The organism is Thioalkalivibrio sp. AKL6 (genome assembly GCF_000376905.1).
Taxonomy (GTDB): domain Bacteria; phylum Pseudomonadota; class Gammaproteobacteria; order Ectothiorhodospirales; family Ectothiorhodospiraceae; genus Thioalkalivibrio; species Thioalkalivibrio versutus.
The window spans coordinates 568,409-587,190 of record NZ_AQXS01000011.1 but is presented as its reverse complement, the minus strand read 5'-3'; the positions used below and the strand labels follow the sequence as shown (position 1 = coordinate 587,190).

Below are 18,782 nucleotides of genomic sequence, written 5' to 3'. Positions count from 1 at the left end.
GTCCTCGTACGACTTCCCGGGTGACGACACCCCGGTCATCACCGGTTCCGCGCTGAAGGCGCTGGAAGGTGACGAGAGCGAAGTGGGCGCCCCGGCGATCTACAAGCTGGTCGAGGCGATGGACACCTGGATTCCGGAGCCGGAGCGTGCCGTGGACGGCGCGTACCTGATGCCGGTGGAAGACGTGTTTTCGATCTCCGGTCGCGGCACCGTGGTGACCGGTCGTATCGAGCGCGGCGTGGTGAAGGTCGGCGAAGAGATCGAGATCGTCGGCATTCGCGACACGCAGAAGACCACCGTCACCGGTGTCGAGATGTTCCGCAAGCTGCTGGATCAGGGCGAAGCGGGCGACAACGTCGGCATTCTGCTGCGCGGCACCAAGCGTGACGACGTCCAGCGTGGTCAGGTGCTGTGCAAGCCGGGTTCGATTACCCCGCACACGCACTTCGAGGCCGAGGTGTACATCCTGGGCAAGGAAGAGGGCGGTCGTCACACGCCGTTCTTCAACGGTTACCGTCCGCAGTTCTACTTCCGCACGACGGACGTGACGGGCTCGGTGGAGCTTCCGGAAGGCACCGAGATGGTGATGCCGGGTGACAACGTGAAGATGACGGTGTCCCTGATCAATCCGATCGCGATGGAAGACGGTCTGCGCTTTGCGATCCGCGAAGGCGGCCGCACTGTGGGCGCCGGCGTCGTCTCCAAGATTATTGAGTGAACCAGATGGCTAACCAGCGCATTCGAATTCGTCTGAAGGCCTTTGATCATCGACTGATCGACCGTTCCGCGGCCGAGATCGTCGAGACTGCGAAGCGGACCGGCGCCCGAGTCAAGGGCCCGATCCCCCTGCCGACCAAGAGCGAGGCGTATACCGTCCTGGTTTCGCCGCACGTCAACAAGGACGCGCGGGACCAGTACGAGCTGCGCACGCACAAGCGACTGATGGATATCCTCGATCCGACCGACAAGACCGTGGATGCCCTGATGAAGCTGGATCTGGCTGCAGGCGTAAATGTTCAGATCAGGCTTAACTAACGTTAAATTTTCTGCCATACTATTGGGCTTTCCGTGGCCCGGCGGAATTTTCGCCGGGCCACGGCTTTAGGGCGCTTGTTAGCGCCGTCTGATACGGAAGGGGTTTTGTAATGGCTCTTGGACTCATCGGTCGCAAGCTCGGCATGTCGCGCGTCTTTACGGACGATGGCGTCTCTGTGCCGGTTACGGTGCTACAGGTGGACAACAATCGCGTGGTCCAGATCAAGCGCACCGAAGGCGACGGCTACAACGCGGTCCAGGTGACGGCGGGCTCGCGCAAGCCGTCCCGGGTAAGCAAGCCGGAGGCTGGGCACTACGCCGCGGCGTCGGTGGAGCCCGGGCGCGGTCTGTGGGAGTTTCGCGTCGACGAGACCGACCTCGAAGGCCTGGCTGCCGGTGATGCAATCACCGTCGACCGGTTCGAGGAGGGGCAGATCGTGGATGTGACCGCTCAGAGCAAGGGCAAGGGCTTCCAGGGTGCCGTGAAGCGTCACAACTTCCGCACCCAGGACGCGACCCATGGCAACTCGCTGGCGCATCGCGCTCCGGGCTCCATCGGTCAGAACCAAAGCCCGGGCCGTGTGTTCAAGGGCAAGAAGATGGCCGGGCACATGGGCGCCGAGCGTAAAACCATCCAGAACCTCAAGGTGGTGCGCGTCGACGCTGATCGCAGCCTGGTCCTGGTTCAGGGTGCCGTGCCGGGCGCGCCGAGTACCGACGTGATGATTCGTCCGGCCGTGAAGGCGAAGGGTTAAAACAATGCAAGTTACGACTGCCGATACCGGGGCCAGCGTGGAGCTGTCCGCCACCTGCTTTGAGCGGGATTTCAATGAACCGCTGGTGCATCAGAGCGTCGTCGCTCAGCTGGCCGGCGCCCGCAGCGGGACCCGTGCCCAGAAGACCCGGGCCCAGGTCAGTGGCGGCGGCATCAAGCCGTTCCGCCAGAAAGGTACTGGGCGCGCTCGCGCTGGTACGATTCGCAGCCCGCTGTGGACGGGTGGCGGCAAGGTGTTCGCTGCGCGCACTCAGGATTTCTCGCAGAAGCTGAACAAGAAGATGTACCGCGCCGCTATGGCGTCGATCCTTTCCGAACTGCTGCGGCAGGATCGCCTGAAAGTGGTCGCTGCATTCTCCGTCGAGTCGGGCAAGACCCGTGACGGTATTGCCAAGCTCGGCGAGCTTGGCCTGGAGCGGGGGCTGGTGGTGCTGGCCGAGGATGACGCGATGACCGAACGTGCGTTGAGCAACGTCCCGCACGTGGATGTGATCGATGTGAGCGGTGTCAATCCCGCCAACCTGGTCGGGGCCGATACGGTCGTGATTACGGAAGGCGCCATCCGCAAGCTTGAGGAGTGGCTGGCATGAATTCGCGTCTGATGCAGATTATTCAGGGTCCGGTGGTGTCGGAGAAGTCGACCAACGCCGGCGAAGTGGGGCAATACGTGTTCCGTGTGCTGCCGGATGCGGACAAGGCCGAGATCAAGGCCGCGATCGAGAAGCTGTTCGAGGTTCGGGTGGAGCACGTGCGCACATTGAACCAGCAGGGCAAGAACAAGCGCTTCGGTCGCATGTTCGGGCGTCGCAACCACTGGAAAAAGGCCTATGTGGCCCTCGCTGAAGGCGAGAGCATCGACATGGGTGAAGGAGAACAGGTCTAGTCATGGCGATTATCAAGACCAATCCGACCTCTGCCGGGCGCCGTCACGCGGTGAAGATCCGTGGCGACGGTCTGCACAAGGGCGCGCCGCACGCGGCGCTGCTCGAAAAGCAGACTCGCTCGGGCGGCCGCAACAACGCTGGTCGCATTACTACGCGGCACGTCGGTGGTGGCCACAAGCAGCGCTACCGCATCGTGGACTTCAAGCGGAACAAGGACGGCGTGCCCGGCAAGGTCGAGCGGCTGGAGTATGATCCGAACCGCAGCGCTCATTTGGCGTTAGTACTGTACTCTGACGGCGAACGCCGGTACATTATTGCGCCCCGCGGGCTGAAACAGGGTGATGCCGTGACTAGCGGCTCGCAGGCCCCGATTCGCGTGGGTAACGCGATGCCGCTGCGCTCCATTCCGGTGGGCACGGTGATTCACTGCATCGAGATGAAGCCGGGGAAGGGCGCGCAGATTGCGCGGTCCGCCGGTGCCTCGGCCCAGGTCGTGGCACGTGAAGGCGCGCACGCGACGATTCGCCTGCGCTCCGGTGAGATGCGCCGCATCCAGTCCGAGTGCCGGGCCACGATCGGCGAAGTCGGTCACAGCGAGCACAGCCTCAAGAAATTCGGGAAGGCCGGTGCCAAACGCTGGATGGGTGTCCGCCCAACCGTGCGTGGTACTGCGATGAACCCGGTCGACCACCCGCATGGTGGTGGTGAAGGTCGCAACTTCGGGCGTCACCCGGTGACCCCGTGGGGCCGCCCGACCAAGGGTTACAAGACCCGCAACAACAAACGTACCGACGGCATGATCGTGCGTCGGCGCAAGAAGTAACGGAGTGCCAGCATGCCGCGTTCACTGAAGAAAGGCCCGTTCGTCGACCATCACCTTCGCAAGAAGGTGGATGAGGCGCTCGAGAAGAACGATCGGCGTCCGATCAAGACCTGGTCGCGCCGCTCGATGATCATCCCGCAGATGGTGGGTCTCACCCTCGCGGTACACAACGGGCGTCAGCATATTCCGGTGCTGGTCAACGAAAACATGGTCGGCCACAAGCTGGGCGAGTTTGCGTTGACGCGGACCTTCAAGGGTCACATCGCCAACAAGAAGTCGCGCTGAGGACGAACGATGGAGACGATTGCAAAACTGCGCTACGCGCGCATCTCGCCGCAGAAGACGCGGCTGGTCGCCGACCAGGTTCGTGGCATGCGGGTGGAAGAGGCTCTGAACGAGTTGACTTTCAGCCCCAAAAAGCCGGCAGCGATTGTAAAAAAGGTGCTGGAGTCCGCGATTGCCAATGCGGAGAACAATGACGGTGCAGACATCGACGAGCTGCGCATCTCGCGCATCCAGATCGACGAAGGCCCGGTTCTCAAGCGCATGCAGGCGCGAGCCAAGGGTCGCGGCAACCGCATCATGAAGCGCACCAGCCACATTGTAGTGGGCGTGAGCGAGAAGGGAGCGAACTAACCATGGGTCAGAAAGTACATCCAACCGGCATCCGGCTGGGCATTTCTCGCCCGTGGTCGGCGACCTGGTACGCGGACGGTCGCGAGTTTGGTGAAACGCTGAACAACGACATCAAGCTGCGCACGTTTCTGCAGAAGAAACTTGCCCACGCGTCGGTCAGCCGAATCACCATCGAGCGTCCCGCCAAGGCCGCGCACATCACGATTCACACGGCCCGTCCGGGGATTGTGATCGGGAAGAAGGGCGAGGACATCGAGAAGCTGCGCCGCGAAGTGGCAGCCGAGACGGGTCTGGAGCAGGGCAACGTCAAGATCAATATCGAAGAGGTGCGCAAGCCCGAGATCGAAGCCCAGCTGGTCGCGGAAGGCATCGCCCAGCAGCTTGAACGCCGCATTATGTTCCGTCGTGCGATGAAGCGCGCCGTGGGTAACGCGATGCGCCTGGGTGCCCAGGGCATCAAGGTGCACGTGGCCGGTCGCCTCAATGGCGCCGAGATCGCGCGTTCCGAGTGGTACCGCGAAGGCCGCGTACCGCTGCACACCCTGCGTGCGGACATCGATTACGGTTTCGCCGAGGCGCGTACGACCTACGGGATCATCGGCGTCAAGGTGTGGATCTTCAAGGGCGAAGTTTTCGGCCTGGAACCGGTCGAAGGGACGCGCGCTGCGGCCAACGCGAGCTAGGACATAGACCATGTTGCAGCCAAAAAGAACCAAATTCCGCAAGCAGTTCAAGGGCCGGAACCGGGGCATGGCCTCCACCGGCGCCAAGGTCAGCTTCGGCGAGTACGGCCTTCAGGCCGTGGAACGCGGTCGCATTACCGCGCGCCAGATCGAGGCGGCGCGGCGTGCGATGGTGCGTCACATCAAGCGTGGCGGGAAGATCTGGATCCGGGTGTTCCCGGACGTCCCGGTCACCAAGAAGCCGCTTGAAGTGCGCATGGGCAAGGGCAAGGGCGGTGTCGAGTACTGGGTCTGCAAGATCCAGCCCGGCCGCGTGCTCTACGAGATGGAAGGTGTGCATGAAGACGTTGCGCGTGAGGCAATGCGTCTGGCCGCCGCCAAGCTCCCGGTCAAGACGGTGTTTACCCGTCGGCAGGTGATGTGATGAAAGCAGAAGAGCTCAGAAAGAAGTTGGACGGCGATCTGGACCAGGAGCTGGAAGCGCTCTACAAGGAACAGTTCGGCCTTCGCATGCAGAAGTCGGTCGGGCAGCTTGCGCGCCCGGATCGTGTCGGCAAGGTGCGGCGCGAGATCGCGCAGATCAAGACGCTGATGAATGAACGTAGAAGGGCAGGTTAAGACAATGACCGAAGAAGGTTCCAGGACTCAGCGTTCCGTCGTCGGGCGCGTGATTAGCGACAAGACGGACAAGACCCGCACGGTTCTTGTCGAGCGTCGCGTCCGTCATCCGCTGTACGGGAAGTTCATTCGTCGCAGCACGAAACTGCACGTCCATGACGAAGAGAATGTCTCGCGCATGGGCGATCGGGTTCGTATCCGTGAATGCCGGCCGATTTCCAAGCAGAAGCATCATGCCCTGATCGAAGTGGTCGGGCAGGACGCTCTCTGAATCGGCTGCCAGGAGATAAGTCATGATTCAAATGCAGACCGTGCTCGAGGCCGCCGATAACAGCGGTGCCCGACGCATCCAGTGCATCAAGGTGCTGGGCGGGTCGCACCGCCGGTACGCCCGGGTGGGCGACGTCATCAAGGTGAGCGTCAAGGATGCGATCCCGCGTGGCAAGGTGAAGAAGGGCGATGTCTATGACGCCGTCGTGGTGCGCACGGCCGCGGGTGTGCGCCGTGCGGATGGATCGCTGATCCGTTTCGACCGCAACGCCGCGGTCCTGCTGAACAACCAGCACCAGCCGATCGGCACCCGTATCTTCGGGCCGGTGACGCGTGAACTGCGAGGGGAGAAGTACATGAAGATTATCTCCCTCGCCCCGGAAGTGCTGTGAGGACGTGATGAACAAGATTCGCAAAGGCGACGATGTCGTCGTGATTTCTGGCAAGGACAAGGGTCGCCGGGGCACCATTATCAAGGTCCTCGATGGCAAGGTTCTGGTTCAGAACATCAACATGGTGAAGAAGCATCAGAAGCCGAACCCGCAACAGGGCGTCGGCGGTGGGATCATCGAGAAGGAAATGCCGATCGATGTGTCCAACGTGATGGTCTTCAACCCAGCAACCGACAAGGGTGATCGCGTGTCGTTCAAGACCCTGGAAGACGGCCGTAAGGTGCGGGTCTTCCGCTCGAACGGCGAAGTCGTGGACGCATAACGCGGGACGGACGGTTTTATGGAACGCTTGAGAGAAGAATACGAATCCACGGTGAAGCAGGCCCTGCGCGAGCAGTTTAGCTATGCCAACGTGATGGAAATCCCGCGTGTCACCAAGGTGACCCTGAATATGGGTCTGGGTGATGCCGTTGCGGACAAGAAGGTGATCGAGCACGCGGTCAGCGACATGACGGCCATTGCCGGGCAGAAGCCGGTGGTGACCAAGGCGCGCAAGTCGATCGCCGGGTTCAAGATCCGCGATGACTATCCGATCGGCTGCAAGGTAACCTTGCGCCGGCGGCAGATGTACGAGTTCCTGGATCGCCTGATCAGCGTAGCGCTGCCGCGCGTGCGGGACTTCCGCGGGTTTTCCGCGAAAGCCTTCGATGGCCGTGGCAACTACAGCATGGGCATCAAGGAACAGATCATCTTCCCGGAGATCGATTACGACCGTGTCGACAAATTGCGCGGCATGGACATCACGATTACCACCAGTGCAAGAACGGACGCGGAAGCCAAGGCCCTTTTGGAGGCCTTCCGATTCCCGTTCCGGCAGTAACCGAGGTAGGCGCACATGGCAAAGACATCGATGCTCGAACGCGAGAAAAAGCGCGAGCGAATGGTCAACAAGTACGCGGCCAAGCGGGCCGAACTGAAGGCGATCCTGGTCGATGAGACCAAGTCGTCCGAAGAACGCCTGGCGGCCATGCATGCGCTGCAAAAGCTGCCGCGTGATTCGGCGCGCGTTCGGCAGACGAACCGCTGCGGCGTCACTGGTCGGCCGAAAGGTTATTACCGCCGGTTCGGCCTGGGGCGCAACAAGCTGCGCGAACACGCCATGAAGGGCGAGATTCCGGGCCTGCGCAAGGCGAGCTGGTAAGGAGATTTGAACCGATGATGACCGATCCGATTTCCGACATGCTCACCCGTGTTCGCAACGCCCAGCGTGCGAACAAGGAGCAGGTCGCCATTCCTTTCAGCAAGGCCAAGGAGCGTATCCTTAAGGTCTTCGCCGATGAGGGTTTCGTAGGCGACATCCAGGTCGAGGGCGAAGTTGCCCAGAAGAAACTGGTGGTGAAGCTGAAGTACTTCGAGGGACGGCCGGTCATCGAGACGGTCGAGCGGATCTCGCGTCCGGGCCTGCGGATTTATCGCGGCAAGGACGAGCTGCCGCGGATTAACGCCGGTCTCGGGGTCGCCGTGGTCTCCACGCCACAGGGTGTCATGAGTGACCGCGCTGCCCGGGCCGCAGGCCAGGGCGGCGAAGTCCTCTGCAAGATTTACTGAGGAATCAGCCATGTCGCGCATTGCAAATCTGCCGATCAAGCTGCCGAACGGCGTCTCCGTCGAGCAGTCGGACAGCGAGATCAAGATCAAGGGTCCGAAGGGCGAGCTTCAGCTCACCTGCCCCGAAGCCGTGATCGTTACCGTCGAGGACGGGGTGGTTCGAGTGAAGGCCACGGAGAACGCGAAGAACGTCGCGTTGGCGGGTACTATTCGGGCACTCTTGGGCAATCATGTCCACGGTGTGAGCGAAGGGTTCGTTCGGGCGCTGGAGTTGGTCGGCGTCGGCTATCGCGCCCAAATGCAGGGCGCGAAGCTGAACCTGACGCTCGGGTACTCGCATCCGATCGACTTCGACATTCCGGAAGGCGTGACGGTGGAGACGCCGACCCCGACCGAGGTCGTGGTCAAGGGAACGGATCGCCAGAAGGTGGGCCAGGTGGCAGCGAATATTCGCGCCTTCCGCCCGCCGGAGCCCTACAAGGGCAAGGGCGTGAAGTACAAAGACGAGCGCATCGTGCGCAAAGAAGCCAAGAAGAAGTAGGTAGGCACCAGTGGACAAGAAAGAGGCCAGACTTAAGAGGGCGCGGCGCGCACGGTTCAAGATCCGTGAGCTGGGGGTGCATCGTCTCTGTATCCACCGTACGCCGCGCCACATGTACGCGCAGATCATTGCCCCCTCGGGCGACGCGGTGCTTGCCGCGGCGTCGACCGTGGAAAAGGATCTGAAGGATGCCGGGGGTTCCAACGGCAACGCCGAGGCCGCTGCCCGCGTGGGCCAGGCCATCGCGGAGCGTGCGCGCAAAGCCGGGATCGAACAGGTCGCGTTTGACCGCGCGGGTTTTCGTTATCACGGACGGGTGAAGGCACTTGCCGACGCCGCCCGTGAAAGCGGCCTGCAGTTCTAGTCAAACGCGATCGAGCGGAGAGAGAAATGGCACGTAACGATGTAAGCGAAGCGCAGGACGGCCTCCAGGAAAAGCTGATTGGCGTCAACCGCGTTGCGAAGGTGGTCAAGGGCGGCCGGCAGTTCCGGTTTGCAGCACTGACCGTCGTCGGTGATGGCGAGGGACGAGTCGGCTACGGATATGCGAAGGCGCGCGAGGTGCCGGCGGCGATTCAGAAGGCAATGCAGCAGGCGCGCATGGAAATGCGCAATGTGTCGCTGAATGAAGGCACGCTGCACTATGCGGTGAACGGGCATCATGGCGCGGCCAATGTCTACATGCAGCCGGCCTCTGAGGGTACCGGGATCATCGCTGGTGGCGCGATGCGCGCAGTGCTCGAAGTAGCGGGCGTGCGTAACGTGCTGGCCAAGTGTGTCGGTTCGCGTAACCCCATCAACGTCGTGCAGGCGACCATCGACGGGCTCACCATGGTGAACTCGCCGGAACGGGTTGCGGCCAAGCGCGGCAAGTCCGTCGACGAAGTGAAGAGCTAAGCCATGAGCAAGCTGAAACTGACACTGGTACGCAGCACCGCCGGCCGTATCGCCACGCACAAGGCGTGCGTGCGTGGACTCGGGCTGCGCAAGACCCACAGCAGCGCGATCATTGAGGCCACGCCCGAGAACCTGGGCATGGTCAAGAAGGTCTCGTACCTGCTGAAGGTAGAGGAAGTCTAATCATGCGACTGAATAACATTTCCAGCCCCGACGGTGCCCGCAAGCCGGCCAAGCGCGTCGGTCGGGGAATTGGCTCCGGTCTGGGCAAGACCGGCGGCCGCGGCCACAAGGGCCAGAAGTCTCGCTCGGGTGGTTACACGAAGGTCGGCTTCGAAGGCGGCCAGATGCCGCTGCAGCGTCGCCTGCCGAAGGTTGGCTTCCGCTCGCGCAAGCAACAGTATTCTGCCGAAGTGCGTCTCAGCGAACTGGCCAAGGTCGATGGCGACGTGACCCTGGACACCCTGAAGGCTGCAGGCGTCGTGCGCAGCGACGCGCAGAGCGCCAAGATCTTTGCCTCCGGCGAAGTCTCGAAGGCCTGTGCCGTGAAGGGCGTGGGCGTCACCAAGGGCGCGCGGGCGGCGATCGAAGCCGCTGGCGGGAGCGTTGAGGCCTAAATAATGGCACGTGGAGCGACAGCACGTTCCGGTGGCGGGCTCACCGGTTTTACCGAGTTACGCCAACGCCTGCTGTTCGTTCTGGGTGCCCTGGTGGTGTACCGGATCGGTACATTCATTCCGGTGCCCGGTATCAACCCGGTGGCCGTCTCGCAGTTCTTCGAACAGCAAAGCGGGACCATCCTGGACATGTTCAACATGTTTTCCGGGGGGGCGCTGGAGCGCCTGTCGATCTTCGCCCTGGGGGTGATGCCGTACATCTCGGCCGCCATCATCATGCAGCTTCTGGCCGCGACCGTTCCGGCGCTCCAGCAGTTGAAGAAAGAGGGCGAACAGGGACGGCGCAAGATTACGCAGTACACGCGCTACGGGACCGTGGCGCTCGCGCTGTTCCAGAGTATCGGGATCGGGATTGCCTTGAATGGTCAGACCATCCAGGGGATGCCGATGGCCCTGAACCCGGGCCCGATCTTCATCTTCACCGTTGTGGTCTCGCTGGTGACGGGGACGCTGTTCCTGATGTGGCTGGGTGAACAGATTACGGAACGCGGCATTGGGAACGGGATCTCGATCATCATCTTCGCCGGTATCGTCGCAGGGCTCCCGGGTGCGATTGGCGGAACCCTGGAGCTGGCCCGTACCGGTGAACTGGCCGCGGCATTCGTGGTGATTCTGATCGTCCTGGCCCTGGCGGTGACTGCCTTCGTGGTGTTCGTCGAGCGCGGGCAACGCCGAGTGACGATCAATTACGCCAAGCGCCAGGTGGGCAGGAAAATGGTCGGTGGCCAGTCCTCGCACCTGCCGCTGAAGCTGAACATGGCCGGGGTGATCCCGCCGATCTTCGCGTCGAGTATCATTCTGTTCCCGTCGACGTTGGGGCAGTGGTTCGGCCAGGCTGAAGGGATGGACTGGCTGCGCGAGATCTCGACGACGCTGGCCCCGGGACAGCCGCTGTACGTGATGTTCTATGCGGCCGCGATTATTTTCTTCTGCTTCTTCTATACCGCGCTGGTGTTCAACTCACGCGATACGGCGGAAAATCTGAAGAAGCAGGGCGCCTTCATTCCGGGGATCCGGCCAGGTGTCCAGACCGAAAGATTCATTGACGGGGTCATGACGCGACTGACGGCGGTGGGGGCGGTGTACATCACCGCAGTGTGCCTGCTGCCGGAGTTCCTGATCCTGTATTGGAACGTGCCCTTCTACTTTGGCGGGACCTCGCTTCTGATCATCGTGATCGTGGTGATGGATTTCATGGCGCAGTTGCAGTCGCATCTGGTGTCCCACCAGTACGAAGGCTTGATGAAGAAAGCGAATCTGAAGGGTTTCGGCGGGACCGGGATCCGCTAGACCAGGAGAAAGACCATGAAGGTACGTGCATCTGTAAAGCCGATGTGCCGGAACTGCAAAGTCATTCGGCGTAATGGCGTGGTCCGGGTGATCTGTTCCGACGCCCGCCACAAGCAGCGTCAGGGCTGAAGCTTGGCGTAACGCATAATCATTGCTACTATAGCCGGCTTTGCCGGATTTTGATGGAGAAGTTGGATGGCTCGCGTCGCTGGAATCAATATTCCTGACCAGAAGCACACGGTAATCGCGCTGACCGCGATCTATGGCATTGGCCCGACTCGGGCCGGCCTGATCTGCGATGGGGCGGGTGTGCGTCGGGACATCAAGGTGCGGGATCTGACGGATGCCGAAGTGGATGCTCTGCGCGCCCAGATCGACAAGATCCCCGTGGAAGGGGATCTGCGCCGGGAAGTCAGCATGAACATCAAGCGATTGATGGATCTGGGCTGCTACCGAGGCGTGCGCCACCGTCGCGGCCTGCCGCTGCGCGGTCAGCAGACGCAGACGAATGCACGCACCCGAAAGGGCCCGCGTCGCCCGATTCGCAAGTAATCAGACTGGGATCTCAGGTACATGGCACAAGCGCAAACACGGACCAAGAAAAAGGTCCGCAAAAATATCGCCGAGGGCGTGGCTCATGTGTACGCCACGTTCAACAACACGATCATCACGATCACCGACCGGCAGGGGAACACGATCAGCTGGGCCACCTCCGGTGGTTCGGGCTTCCGTGGTTCCCGCAAGTCGACGCCGTTCGCCGCGCAGATCGCGGCCGAGCGCGCCGGGACGACTGCGGCCGAACACGGCGTGAAGAATCTCGACGTGATGGTGCGGGGCCCGGGTCCGGGTCGCGAGTCGGCGGTACGTGCGCTGAACAATGCCGGGTTCAAGATCACGAATATCAGTGATGTAACCCCGATCCCTCACAACGGCTGCCGGCCGCCCAAGAAACGCCGCGTTTAAGGCTGGAGTTGAAGAATGGCTCGTTACATTGGACCGAAATGCAAGTTGAGTCGCCGTGAAGGCGTGGACCTGGGCCTGAAGAGTGGGGTCCGTGCGCTGGAAACAAAGTGCAAGCTCGACAAGCCGCCGGGTCAGCACGGTGAACGCCGTACTCGCCTGTCGGACTACGCCGTGCAGCTGCGCGAGAAGCAGAAGCTTCGCCGCATCTATGGCGTGCTGGAAAAGCAGTTCCGCAACTATTACAAGAAGGCCGCTCAGCGCAAGGGCTCGACGGGTGAGAACCTGCTGAAGCTGCTGGAAGGTCGTCTGGATAACGTGGTGTATCGCATGGGCTTCGGGTCGACCCGCTCCGAAGCGCGTCAGCTGGTGGCGCATCGCGCGATTCAGGTGAACGGGCAGGTGGTCAACATCGCGGCCTACCAGGTGCAGCCGTCCGACGTGGTTACGGTCCGGGAGAAGGCGCGCAAGCAGGTGCGCATCCAGGACTCGATGACGCTGGCCGAGCAGACCGGGTTCCCGAGTTGGATCGAAGTCGACACCAGCAAGTTCGAGGGTACGTTCAAGGCGATCCCGGATCGTTCCGATCTGCCTGCGGACATCAACGAGTCGCTCGTCGTCGAGCTGTACTCGAAGTAATCGTTTTTCGGCCTGGCGCCAGGAGTCACAATGCAGTCGAACGAACTGGTCAAGAAACAGCAGATCGAGGTCGAGGCCGAGAATCGGAATCAGGCCAAGGTCGCCCTCGAGCCGCTGGAACGCGGCTTCGGCCACACCCTGGGCAATGCCCTGCGACGTGTGTTGCTGTCGTCCATCCCGGGTGCCGCCATTGTCGAGGCCCGGATTGAAGGCGTGCTGCACGAGTACACCACCATCGAAGGGGTGCAGGAAGATGTCGTCGACATCCTGCTGAACCTGAAGGGTGTTGCGCTGCGTATGCACAGCCGCGACGAGTCCACGCTGACCCTGAGGAAGAGGGGTCCGAGCGTGGTGACGGCCGGCGACATTCAGGTCGACCATGATGTCGAGGTGGTGAATCCGGAACACGTGATCGCGACGATCACCAAGAATGTGGATCTGGACATCACTCTGACGGCGCGCGCCGGTCGCGGGTACGAGCCCGTCAGCACGCGTCGGCAAGCCGAAGGTGGGGACGACACGGGTATCGGTCGGCTGTTGCTGGACGCCAGCTTCAGCCCGATTCGCCGCGTGTCCTATCGTGTCGAAAGTGCACGTCTGGCCCAGCGGACCGATATGGATCGCCTGGTGCTCGAGCTCGAAACCAATGGCGCGATCGCCCCGGATGACGCCGTGCGTCAAGCCGCGACCATCCTCCAGGGCCAGTTGGCCCCGTTTGTGGACTTGCAAGAAGAGTCGGGCGAAGTCGCGGGTGCCGTGGGTGGCGCGATCGACCCGGTGCTGCTGCGTCCGGTGGACGAGCTGGAACTGACGGTTCGCTCGGCCAACTGCCTCAAGGCCGAGAACCTGTACTACATTGGGGATCTCGTCCAGCGTACCGAGGTCGAGCTGCTGCGCGCGCCGAACCTCGGCAAGAAGTCGCTGACCGAAATCAAGGACACGCTGGCGACCCACGGGCTGTCGCTCGGCATGCGTCTCGAGAACTGGCCGCCGCCGGGTCTGCGCGACGACAACGAGTAATCACGGCGCCCCGCGCCCATCGTTTTTTAGAGGAAGCCTCTCATGCGTCATCGTCATTCCGGCCGTCAGCTTGGCCGCAACAGCTCGCACCGCAAGGCCACGTTTCAGGCCATGTCCGTGGCCCTGTTCCGGCACGAACTGATCAAGACCACGCTGCCCAAGGCGAAAGAGCTGCGTCGCGTGGCCGAACCGCTGATCACGCTGGCCAAGGAAGACAGCGTTCACGGTCGTCGGCTGGCGTTTGCCCGTCTTCGTGACAAGGAGATCGTGGGCAAGCTGTTCGCCGAACTGGGTCCGCGCTACCAGGCGCGGCCCGGTGGCTATCTGCGGATCCTGAAGTGCGGCAACCGTGCGGGTGATAATGCCCCGATGGCGTACGTTGAGCTCGTGGATCGTCCGGAACTGGATGCCGGAGAAGGCGAAGCCGCCTGAGGGTCCGTCGCCAGAGGAAAGCGCGCTCGCAGGTTGAGCGCTCGGAAAGCCGGCCTAGAGCCGGCTTTCTTGCGTTTGGGTAACCGCGAATTAAGAAAGAGAGAAGGTACGCGCGGTCTGTGGGGATGGTGCGCAGGCGCTCAGGTGTGCAGCACGTGGAGATGGAAAAGGCCGCAGGCCGTTAACCGTTGGCGGCGTGGGAAGGGCTTGCGGCGGGGAGCAGCGGTGCAAGGAACTGCCCGGTGTGGCTGTGGGCCGTGGCGGCCACCGCTTCTGGGGTGCCTGCCACGAGGAGTTCGCCGCCGCCGCTGCCGCCTTCCGGGCCGATATCGATCAGCCAGTCGGCGGTCTTGATGACGTCGAGGTTGTGCTCGATCACGACGATGGTATTGCCATGGTCGCGGAGGCGGTGGAGCACGCGCAGGAGCTGGGCGATATCCTCGAAATGCAGGCCGGTGGTCGGCTCGTCGAGGATGTAGAGCGTACGACCGGTATCGCGCTTGGAGAGCTCGCGGGCGAGCTTGATGCGCTGGGCCTCGCCACCGGAAAGGGTAGTGGCATTCTGCCCCAGCTGGATGTACGACAGGCCCACCTCCATCAGCATCTCGAGCTTGCGGTGGATCACCGGTACCGGCTGGAAGAAGTCGAGGGCCTCTTCGACGGTCATCTCCAGGACTTCGTGGATATTCTTGCCCTTGTAGCGCACGTCCAGGGTCTCGCGGTTATAGCGATGGCCCTTGCAGACGTCGCAGGGGACGAAGACGTCCGGCAGGAAGTGCATTTCCACCTTGATCACGCCATCGCCCTGGCAGGCCTCGCAGCGCCCGCCACGTACGTTGAACGAGAAGCGCCCGGGCTTGTAGCCGCGCGAACGGGCCTCGCCGGTTGCGGCAAACAGTTCGCGTATAGGCGTAAACAGGCCGGTATAGGTGGCCGGGTTGGAGCGCGGGGTACGCCCGATCGGGCTCTGGTCGATGTCGACCACTTTGTCGATCAACTCCATGCCGTCGATGCGGTCGTGATCCTCGATGTGGTGGCGCCCGCCATGGAGGGCGGTGGCGACGGCCGGGTACAGGGTGTTGTTGACCAGGGTGGACTTGCCGGAGCCGGAGACCCCGGTCACGCAGGTGAACAGCCCGGTGGGGAAGGCGAAATCACCGCCCTTCAGGTTGTTGCCACGCGCGCCGATTACGCGGATCTCGCGCTCCGGGTCGGGCTGCGTTCGCTGGTCCGGCACCGCGATGCAGCGGGTGCCGCGCAGGTATGCGCCGGTGAGGGAATCCGGATGATTCGCGACCGCCTCCGGGGTGCCCGACGCCACAATGTGGCCGCCGTGGCGACCCGCGCCGGGGCCGATGTCCACGACATAATCGGCTTGTCGGATGGCATCCTCGTCATGCTCCACCACGATGACTGTGTTGCCGAGGTCGCGCAGGTGGCTCAGGGTCTTCAGCAGGCGTGCGTTGTCGCGCTGGTGCAGCCCGATTGATGGCTCGTCGAGTATGTACATCACCCCGACCAGGGCCGAGCCGATCTGCGAGGCGAGGCGGATACGCTGGGCCTCGCCGCCGGAAAGCGTGTCGGCGGAGCGGTCCAGGGTCAGGTAGTCGAGGCCGACATCGTTGAGGAACCCCAGGCGCGCGGAGATCTCGCGCACGATCTTCTCGGCGATCTGGGCGAAGCGTCCCGGCAGGCGGAGGTCGTCGAAAAAGGCCTGCGCGTTGGCCACGCTCATGTGCGTGACCTCGGGCAGGGTCATGTCGCTGACAAAGACGTTGCGTGCGGCCGAGTTGAGGCGCGTGCCGTGGCAGTCGGGGCAGGGCTGTTCCGCCTGGTAGCGGCCCAGTTCCTCGCGCACTGCCGCGGAGTCGGTCTCGCGGTAGCGCCGCTCCAGGTTCGGGATCACACCCTCGAACACGCGTTCGTCGGTGCGCAGTTGGCCGTTGGCGGCCGGGGTCGACAGCTTGACCTTCTCCGTGCCCGAACCATGCAGGACCACCGCGCGGACCTCGGCCGGCAATTCCTGCCAAGGGGCCTCCACGTCGAAGTCGTAATGCCGGGCGAGACTGGTCAGCAGGCTGAAGTACCAGGCGTTGCGCCGATCCCAGCCCCGTACGGCCCCGCCACCAAGGCTTAGCTCGGGCTGCGACACGACCCGTTCGGGGTCGAAGAACTGGTGCACACCGAGGCCGTCGCAGGTGGGGCAGGCGCCTGCCGGGTTGTTGAACGAGAACAGCCGGGGCTCCAGCTCGCGCAGGGCATAGCCGCAAATCGGACAGGCGTAGCGCGCCGAGAAGATCATCGGCTCGCGTTCCGGCTCGTCCATCCACGCGATCAGCGCCAGGCCATCGGCCAGGTCGGTGGCGGTTTCGAAGGACTCGGCCAGGCGCTGGCGCAGGTCCTCGCGCACGCGGAAGCGGTCGATCACGATCTCGATGTTGTGCTTGCGCTTGGGGTCCAGCGCCGGCAGGGCGTCGAGGTCGTGGATCTCGCCATTGATACGCGCGCGCAGGTAGCCCTGGGAGCGCATGGCCTCGAGCATCTTGTGGTGTTCGCCCTTGCGGCCGCGGACCACCGGCGACAGCAACATGACCTTGTCGCCCTCTGGCAGATCGAGTACCTGGTCGACCATCTGCGAGATGGTCTGGGCGGCCAGGGTCTCGCCGTGTTCCGGGCAGCGCGGCTCGCCGGCGCGCGCGAACAGCAGGCGCAGGTAGTCGTAGATCTCGGTGATGGTCCCGACGGTGGAGCGCGGGTTGTGCGAGGTGCTCTTCTGCTCGATGGAGATCGCCGGCGACAGACCCTCGATCTGGTCGACGTCGGGCTTTTCCATCATCGACAGGAACTGCCGGGCGTAGGTCGACAGGCTCTCCACGTAGCGGCGCTGGCCCTCGGCGAACAGGGTGTCGAAGGCCAGCGAGGATTTGCCCGAACCGGAAACGCCGGTAATCACGATCAGCCGTTCGCGCGGCAGGTCGAGGTCCACGTTCTTCAGGTTATGGGTGCGGGCGCCGCGAATGCTGATGCTGTCCATGGGGCTGGATCGACTCCACTGGGTTACGTCGCGCGGCGCGCAAGCGAAAACACGGATCAGTGTTTCCATTGGGGCGCCGCAAACCATCCATGGTAACACCCGGGCCGCGCTCGCCATGGTTTCCCCGCCGCGCTTGCCGGTAAACTCCCCGGACATGAAGAGCTCTTCTTGCCCGCGTCGGTCCCGGACGCCATGAATCCCCGCGAGCTGCGCGCCACCACTGGTCTGGCGGCGATTTATGGCGTGCGCATGGCCGGCCTGTTCATGGTCCTGCCGGTGTTCATGCTGCATGCCGACCGTATCCCCGGCGCGACCCCGCTGCTGATGGGCCTGGCGCTCGGGATCTACGGACTCACCCAGGCCGTGCTGCAGATCCCATTCGGTCTCTTGTCGGACCGGGTCGGCCGCAAGCCGCTGATCCTCGCCGGGCTGTTGCTGTTCGTTGCTGGCAGTGTGCTGGCCGCGGTCGCCGAGACCATCCACGGCATCATCCTCGGGCGTGCCCTGCAGGGGGCGGGTGCGGTGGCAGCGGTGATCCTGGCCCTGACAGCGGACCTGGTCGGCGAGGAACGGCGCATGCGGGCGCTCGCCGTGATCGGGCTGACCATCGGCCTGACCTTCACCGCAGCGATGGCCCTGGGCCCGGTGGTGGACCAGGCGGCGGGATTGTCCGGGATCTTCGGCCTGTCGGCGCTGCTCGGGCTGGTCGCGATCGTGATCCTGTTCCTTTGGGTGCCAACCCCGGCACGGGCGCGGGCACACCCGGACATGGTGCCGGTCTGGTCGGCACTGCCCCGCGTGCTGCGCGCCCCGGACCTGTTGCGCCTGAACCTCGGCATCTTCGTGCTGCACCTGGTCCTGGCCGCGAACTTTCTGGTTATCCCGGTGCTGCTGGTGGAGACGCTCGGGCTAGCGGGTGCCAGCCACTGGAAGTTCTATGTGCCGGTGCTGCTGGCGGGGTTCGCGCTGATGCTCCCGGGGATCATCTTCGGGGAGCGCCGCCGGCGCGTGCATAGCGTGCTGCGCGGGGCGATCGCCCTGCTGGCCGGGGTGCAGATCCTGCTGGCGCTGCTGGTGCTGGACGGCGGCGGTCTGTGGACGCTGGCGGCGCTGATGGTCCTGTTCTTTGCCGCCTTCAACCTGCTTGAGGCGGGACTGCCGTCGCTGGTTGCGCGCGTGGCGCCGGTCGCCCACAAGGGCACGGCGATGGGCGGCTTTGCCACCGCGCAGTTCCTTGGGATCTTCGCCGGCGGCGTGCTGGGGGGTGTCCTGTTGACACTGGTCGGGCCGGTCGGGGTGTTCCTCGCCGGGGTGCCGTTGCTGCTGGCCTGGTGGTGGATCGCCCGCGGGATGCATCCGCGCTACCGGTCGAACCGGGTGGTTGCGGTACCCGACCACTGGTCCGGTCGTGACGCGGAACTGCTGCGGGAGCTTGCCGCATGGCCCGGTGTGCACGAGGCGGACCTGTCGCCGGATGCCGGTTCCTTGTACCTGAAGGTGGAGCCAGGAGGCCCGGACACCCCCGAGCTGACAGCCTGGTTGGCGCGCAAGCCAGGCGCGTAGAACGC

Annotated in this window: 31 protein-coding genes; 30 read left to right on the top strand and 1 reads right to left on the bottom strand. The window is 63.4% G+C overall.

Annotated elements, in window-relative coordinates; translation table 11 throughout:
* From D575_RS0113555 to rplQ, 29 genes are all read left to right on the top strand, one after another.
* The coding region (locus D575_RS0113555) for an EF-Tu/IF-2/RF-3 family GTPase (protein WP_018143865.1) at positions 1 to 718 on the top strand (718 nt) is incomplete at its 5' end.
* Positions 719 to 723: 5 nt separating this feature from the next.
* Positions 724 to 1,035: a 30S ribosomal protein S10 gene (gene rpsJ / locus D575_RS0113550; RefSeq protein ID WP_017941070.1), complete on the top strand. Its 312-nt coding sequence runs from the start codon at positions 724 to 726 to the stop codon at positions 1,033 to 1,035.
* A gap of 110 nt (positions 1,036 to 1,145) precedes the next feature.
* On the top strand, positions 1,146 to 1,790 hold the full coding sequence (gene rplC, locus D575_RS0113545; RefSeq protein ID WP_018146460.1) for a 50S ribosomal protein L3: 645 nt from the start codon (positions 1,146 to 1,148) through the stop codon (positions 1,788 to 1,790).
* Positions 1,791 to 1,794: 4 nt separating this feature from the next.
* The gene (gene rplD / locus D575_RS0113540) at positions 1,795 to 2,400 is read left to right on the top strand and encodes a 50S ribosomal protein L4 (RefSeq protein WP_018146459.1); all 606 of its coding nucleotides are present in this window, start codon (positions 1,795 to 1,797) and stop codon (positions 2,398 to 2,400) included.
* On the top strand, positions 2,397 to 2,693 hold the full coding sequence (gene rplW / locus D575_RS0113535) for a 50S ribosomal protein L23 (RefSeq protein WP_018146458.1): 297 nt from the start codon (positions 2,397 to 2,399) through the stop codon (positions 2,691 to 2,693). Before rplD ends, rplW begins: the two co-directional genes overlap by 4 nt.
* Positions 2,694 to 2,695: 2 nt before the next feature.
* On the top strand, positions 2,696 to 3,517 hold the full coding sequence (rplB, locus tag D575_RS0113530; protein ID WP_018146457.1) for a 50S ribosomal protein L2: 822 nt from the start codon (positions 2,696 to 2,698) through the stop codon (positions 3,515 to 3,517).
* A gap of 12 nt (positions 3,518 to 3,529) precedes the next feature.
* Positions 3,530 to 3,802: a 30S ribosomal protein S19 gene (rpsS, locus tag D575_RS0113525; RefSeq protein ID WP_018146456.1), complete on the top strand. Its 273-nt coding sequence runs from the start codon at positions 3,530 to 3,532 to the stop codon at positions 3,800 to 3,802.
* Positions 3,803 to 3,811: 9 nt separating this feature from the next.
* Positions 3,812 to 4,153 carry a 50S ribosomal protein L22 gene (gene rplV / locus D575_RS0113520; RefSeq protein WP_018146455.1) on the top strand — a complete coding sequence of 114 codons (342 nt, stop codon included), beginning with the start codon at positions 3,812 to 3,814 and terminating at the stop codon, positions 4,151 to 4,153.
* A 2-nt stretch (positions 4,154 to 4,155) separates the two neighbouring features.
* Entirely contained in the window at positions 4,156 to 4,836 is a 681-nt protein-coding gene (gene rpsC / locus D575_RS0113515) for a 30S ribosomal protein S3 (protein ID WP_018146454.1), read from the top strand.
* Positions 4,837 to 4,846: 10 nt separating this feature from the next.
* Positions 4,847 to 5,260 (top strand): 50S ribosomal protein L16, encoded by a 414-nt coding sequence (gene rplP, locus D575_RS0113510; RefSeq protein WP_017941078.1) that lies wholly within the window; start codon positions 4,847 to 4,849, stop codon positions 5,258 to 5,260.
* A complete protein-coding gene (gene rpmC / locus D575_RS0113505; protein WP_018146453.1) occupies positions 5,260 to 5,454 on the top strand; it encodes a 50S ribosomal protein L29 in 195 nt (64 codons plus the stop codon). The genes rplP and rpmC overlap by 1 nt, the downstream gene beginning before the upstream one ends.
* Before the next feature lie 4 nt (positions 5,455 to 5,458).
* On the top strand, positions 5,459 to 5,725 hold the full coding sequence (gene rpsQ / locus D575_RS0113500) for a 30S ribosomal protein S17 (RefSeq protein WP_018146452.1): 267 nt from the start codon (positions 5,459 to 5,461) through the stop codon (positions 5,723 to 5,725).
* 22 nt (positions 5,726 to 5,747) lie between these two features.
* Positions 5,748 to 6,116 carry a 50S ribosomal protein L14 gene (gene rplN / locus D575_RS0113495; protein WP_018146451.1) on the top strand — a complete coding sequence of 123 codons (369 nt, stop codon included), beginning with the start codon at positions 5,748 to 5,750 and terminating at the stop codon, positions 6,114 to 6,116.
* Positions 6,117 to 6,123: 7 nt separating this feature from the next.
* Positions 6,124 to 6,438, top strand: coding sequence for a 50S ribosomal protein L24 (gene rplX, locus D575_RS0113490; protein ID WP_018146450.1), 315 nt, complete (start codon positions 6,124 to 6,126; stop codon positions 6,436 to 6,438).
* Positions 6,439 to 6,456: 18 nt separating this feature from the next.
* Positions 6,457 to 6,996 carry a 50S ribosomal protein L5 gene (rplE, locus tag D575_RS0113485; protein WP_018146449.1) on the top strand — a complete coding sequence of 180 codons (540 nt, stop codon included), beginning with the start codon at positions 6,457 to 6,459 and terminating at the stop codon, positions 6,994 to 6,996.
* A 15-nt stretch (positions 6,997 to 7,011) separates the two neighbouring features.
* On the top strand, positions 7,012 to 7,317 hold the full coding sequence (rpsN, locus tag D575_RS0113480; protein ID WP_026182167.1) for a 30S ribosomal protein S14: 306 nt from the start codon (positions 7,012 to 7,014) through the stop codon (positions 7,315 to 7,317).
* Positions 7,318 to 7,331: 14 nt separating this feature from the next.
* Positions 7,332 to 7,724, top strand: a complete 393-nt coding sequence (gene rpsH / locus D575_RS0113475) for a 30S ribosomal protein S8 (RefSeq protein ID WP_018146447.1) — start codon at positions 7,332 to 7,334, stop codon at positions 7,722 to 7,724.
* Positions 7,725 to 7,734: 10 nt separating this feature from the next.
* Positions 7,735 to 8,265 (top strand): 50S ribosomal protein L6, encoded by a 531-nt coding sequence (gene rplF, locus D575_RS0113470; protein WP_018146446.1) that lies wholly within the window; start codon positions 7,735 to 7,737, stop codon positions 8,263 to 8,265.
* Positions 8,266 to 8,275: 10 nt separating this feature from the next.
* Positions 8,276 to 8,629, top strand: a complete 354-nt coding sequence (rplR, locus tag D575_RS0113465) for a 50S ribosomal protein L18 (protein WP_018146445.1) — start codon at positions 8,276 to 8,278, stop codon at positions 8,627 to 8,629.
* Positions 8,630 to 8,655: 26 nt separating this feature from the next.
* Entirely contained in the window at positions 8,656 to 9,162 is a 507-nt protein-coding gene (rpsE, locus tag D575_RS0113460; RefSeq protein ID WP_018146444.1) for a 30S ribosomal protein S5, read from the top strand.
* Between the two features lie 3 nt (positions 9,163 to 9,165).
* Positions 9,166 to 9,345, top strand: a complete 180-nt coding sequence (gene rpmD, locus D575_RS0113455) for a 50S ribosomal protein L30 (protein ID WP_018146443.1) — start codon at positions 9,166 to 9,168, stop codon at positions 9,343 to 9,345.
* 2 nt (positions 9,346 to 9,347) lie between these two features.
* Positions 9,348 to 9,779 (top strand): 50S ribosomal protein L15, encoded by a 432-nt coding sequence (rplO, locus tag D575_RS0113450; RefSeq protein WP_018146442.1) that lies wholly within the window; start codon positions 9,348 to 9,350, stop codon positions 9,777 to 9,779.
* Between the two features lie 3 nt (positions 9,780 to 9,782).
* Positions 9,783 to 11,129: a preprotein translocase subunit SecY gene (gene secY / locus D575_RS0113445; RefSeq protein WP_018146441.1), complete on the top strand. Its 1,347-nt coding sequence runs from the start codon at positions 9,783 to 9,785 to the stop codon at positions 11,127 to 11,129.
* 15 nt (positions 11,130 to 11,144) lie between these two features.
* A complete protein-coding gene (gene rpmJ, locus D575_RS14330; protein WP_077277041.1) occupies positions 11,145 to 11,258 on the top strand; it encodes a 50S ribosomal protein L36 in 114 nt (37 codons plus the stop codon).
* 66 nt (positions 11,259 to 11,324) lie between these two features.
* Complete coding sequence (gene rpsM, locus D575_RS0113440) at positions 11,325 to 11,681, top strand: 30S ribosomal protein S13 (RefSeq protein ID WP_018139891.1); 357 nt, start codon at positions 11,325 to 11,327, stop codon at positions 11,679 to 11,681.
* Between the two features lie 21 nt (positions 11,682 to 11,702).
* On the top strand, positions 11,703 to 12,092 hold the full coding sequence (gene rpsK / locus D575_RS0113435; RefSeq protein WP_017941093.1) for a 30S ribosomal protein S11: 390 nt from the start codon (positions 11,703 to 11,705) through the stop codon (positions 12,090 to 12,092).
* 15 nt (positions 12,093 to 12,107) lie between these two features.
* On the top strand, positions 12,108 to 12,728 hold the full coding sequence (rpsD, locus tag D575_RS0113430) for a 30S ribosomal protein S4 (protein ID WP_018146440.1): 621 nt from the start codon (positions 12,108 to 12,110) through the stop codon (positions 12,726 to 12,728).
* A gap of 30 nt (positions 12,729 to 12,758) precedes the next feature.
* Positions 12,759 to 13,748, top strand: coding sequence for a DNA-directed RNA polymerase subunit alpha (gene rpoA, locus D575_RS0113425; protein ID WP_018146439.1), 990 nt, complete (start codon positions 12,759 to 12,761; stop codon positions 13,746 to 13,748).
* 42 nt (positions 13,749 to 13,790) lie between these two features.
* Entirely contained in the window at positions 13,791 to 14,180 is a 390-nt protein-coding gene (rplQ, locus tag D575_RS0113420) for a 50S ribosomal protein L17 (protein ID WP_018146438.1), read from the top strand.
* A 181-nt stretch (positions 14,181 to 14,361) separates the two neighbouring features.
* On the opposite strand, the gene uvrA is transcribed toward rplQ, so the two are convergent.
* On the bottom strand, positions 14,362 to 17,214 hold the full coding sequence (gene uvrA, locus D575_RS0113415; protein WP_018146437.1) for an excinuclease ABC subunit UvrA: 2,853 nt from the start codon (positions 17,212 to 17,214) through the stop codon (positions 14,362 to 14,364).
* Positions 17,215 to 17,406: 192 nt separating this feature from the next.
* On the opposite strand from uvrA, the gene D575_RS0113410 reads away from it, so the two are divergent.
* The gene (locus D575_RS0113410; protein ID WP_018146436.1) at positions 17,407 to 18,777 is read left to right on the top strand and encodes an MFS transporter; all 1,371 of its coding nucleotides are present in this window, start codon (positions 17,407 to 17,409) and stop codon (positions 18,775 to 18,777) included.
* Positions 18,778 to 18,782 lie beyond the last annotated feature (5 nt).

Coding starts and splice junctions, on each gene's coding strand:
- rpsJ (WP_017941070.1), top strand. CDS start 724: ATGGCTAACCAGCGCATTCGAATTCGTCTGAAGGCCTTTGATCATCGA.
- rplC (WP_018146460.1), top strand. CDS start 1,146: ATGGCTCTTGGACTCATCGGTCGCAAGCTCGGCATGTCGCGCGTCTTT.
- rplD (WP_018146459.1), top strand. CDS start 1,795: ATGCAAGTTACGACTGCCGATACCGGGGCCAGCGTGGAGCTGTCCGCC.
- rplW (WP_018146458.1), top strand. CDS start 2,397: ATGAATTCGCGTCTGATGCAGATTATTCAGGGTCCGGTGGTGTCGGAG.
- rplB (WP_018146457.1), top strand. CDS start 2,696: ATGGCGATTATCAAGACCAATCCGACCTCTGCCGGGCGCCGTCACGCG.
- rpsS (WP_018146456.1), top strand. CDS start 3,530: ATGCCGCGTTCACTGAAGAAAGGCCCGTTCGTCGACCATCACCTTCGC.
- rplV (WP_018146455.1), top strand. CDS start 3,812: ATGGAGACGATTGCAAAACTGCGCTACGCGCGCATCTCGCCGCAGAAG.
- rpsC (WP_018146454.1), top strand. CDS start 4,156: ATGGGTCAGAAAGTACATCCAACCGGCATCCGGCTGGGCATTTCTCGC.
- rplP (WP_017941078.1), top strand. CDS start 4,847: ATGTTGCAGCCAAAAAGAACCAAATTCCGCAAGCAGTTCAAGGGCCGG.
- rpmC (WP_018146453.1), top strand. CDS start 5,260: ATGAAAGCAGAAGAGCTCAGAAAGAAGTTGGACGGCGATCTGGACCAG.
- rpsQ (WP_018146452.1), top strand. CDS start 5,459: ATGACCGAAGAAGGTTCCAGGACTCAGCGTTCCGTCGTCGGGCGCGTG.
- rplN (WP_018146451.1), top strand. CDS start 5,748: ATGATTCAAATGCAGACCGTGCTCGAGGCCGCCGATAACAGCGGTGCC.
- rplX (WP_018146450.1), top strand. CDS start 6,124: ATGAACAAGATTCGCAAAGGCGACGATGTCGTCGTGATTTCTGGCAAG.
- rplE (WP_018146449.1), top strand. CDS start 6,457: ATGGAACGCTTGAGAGAAGAATACGAATCCACGGTGAAGCAGGCCCTG.
- rpsN (WP_026182167.1), top strand. CDS start 7,012: ATGGCAAAGACATCGATGCTCGAACGCGAGAAAAAGCGCGAGCGAATG.
- rpsH (WP_018146447.1), top strand. CDS start 7,332: ATGATGACCGATCCGATTTCCGACATGCTCACCCGTGTTCGCAACGCC.
- rplF (WP_018146446.1), top strand. CDS start 7,735: ATGTCGCGCATTGCAAATCTGCCGATCAAGCTGCCGAACGGCGTCTCC.
- rpsE (WP_018146444.1), top strand. CDS start 8,656: ATGGCACGTAACGATGTAAGCGAAGCGCAGGACGGCCTCCAGGAAAAG.
- rpmD (WP_018146443.1), top strand. CDS start 9,166: ATGAGCAAGCTGAAACTGACACTGGTACGCAGCACCGCCGGCCGTATC.
- rplO (WP_018146442.1), top strand. CDS start 9,348: ATGCGACTGAATAACATTTCCAGCCCCGACGGTGCCCGCAAGCCGGCC.
- secY (WP_018146441.1), top strand. CDS start 9,783: ATGGCACGTGGAGCGACAGCACGTTCCGGTGGCGGGCTCACCGGTTTT.
- rpmJ (WP_077277041.1), top strand. CDS start 11,145: ATGAAGGTACGTGCATCTGTAAAGCCGATGTGCCGGAACTGCAAAGTC.
- rpsM (WP_018139891.1), top strand. CDS start 11,325: ATGGCTCGCGTCGCTGGAATCAATATTCCTGACCAGAAGCACACGGTA.
- rpsK (WP_017941093.1), top strand. CDS start 11,703: ATGGCACAAGCGCAAACACGGACCAAGAAAAAGGTCCGCAAAAATATC.
- rpsD (WP_018146440.1), top strand. CDS start 12,108: ATGGCTCGTTACATTGGACCGAAATGCAAGTTGAGTCGCCGTGAAGGC.
- rpoA (WP_018146439.1), top strand. CDS start 12,759: ATGCAGTCGAACGAACTGGTCAAGAAACAGCAGATCGAGGTCGAGGCC.
- rplQ (WP_018146438.1), top strand. CDS start 13,791: ATGCGTCATCGTCATTCCGGCCGTCAGCTTGGCCGCAACAGCTCGCAC.
- uvrA (WP_018146437.1), bottom strand. CDS start 17,214: ATGGACAGCATCAGCATTCGCGGCGCCCGCACCCATAACCTGAAGAAC.
- D575_RS0113410 (WP_018146436.1), top strand. CDS start 17,407: ATGAATCCCCGCGAGCTGCGCGCCACCACTGGTCTGGCGGCGATTTAT.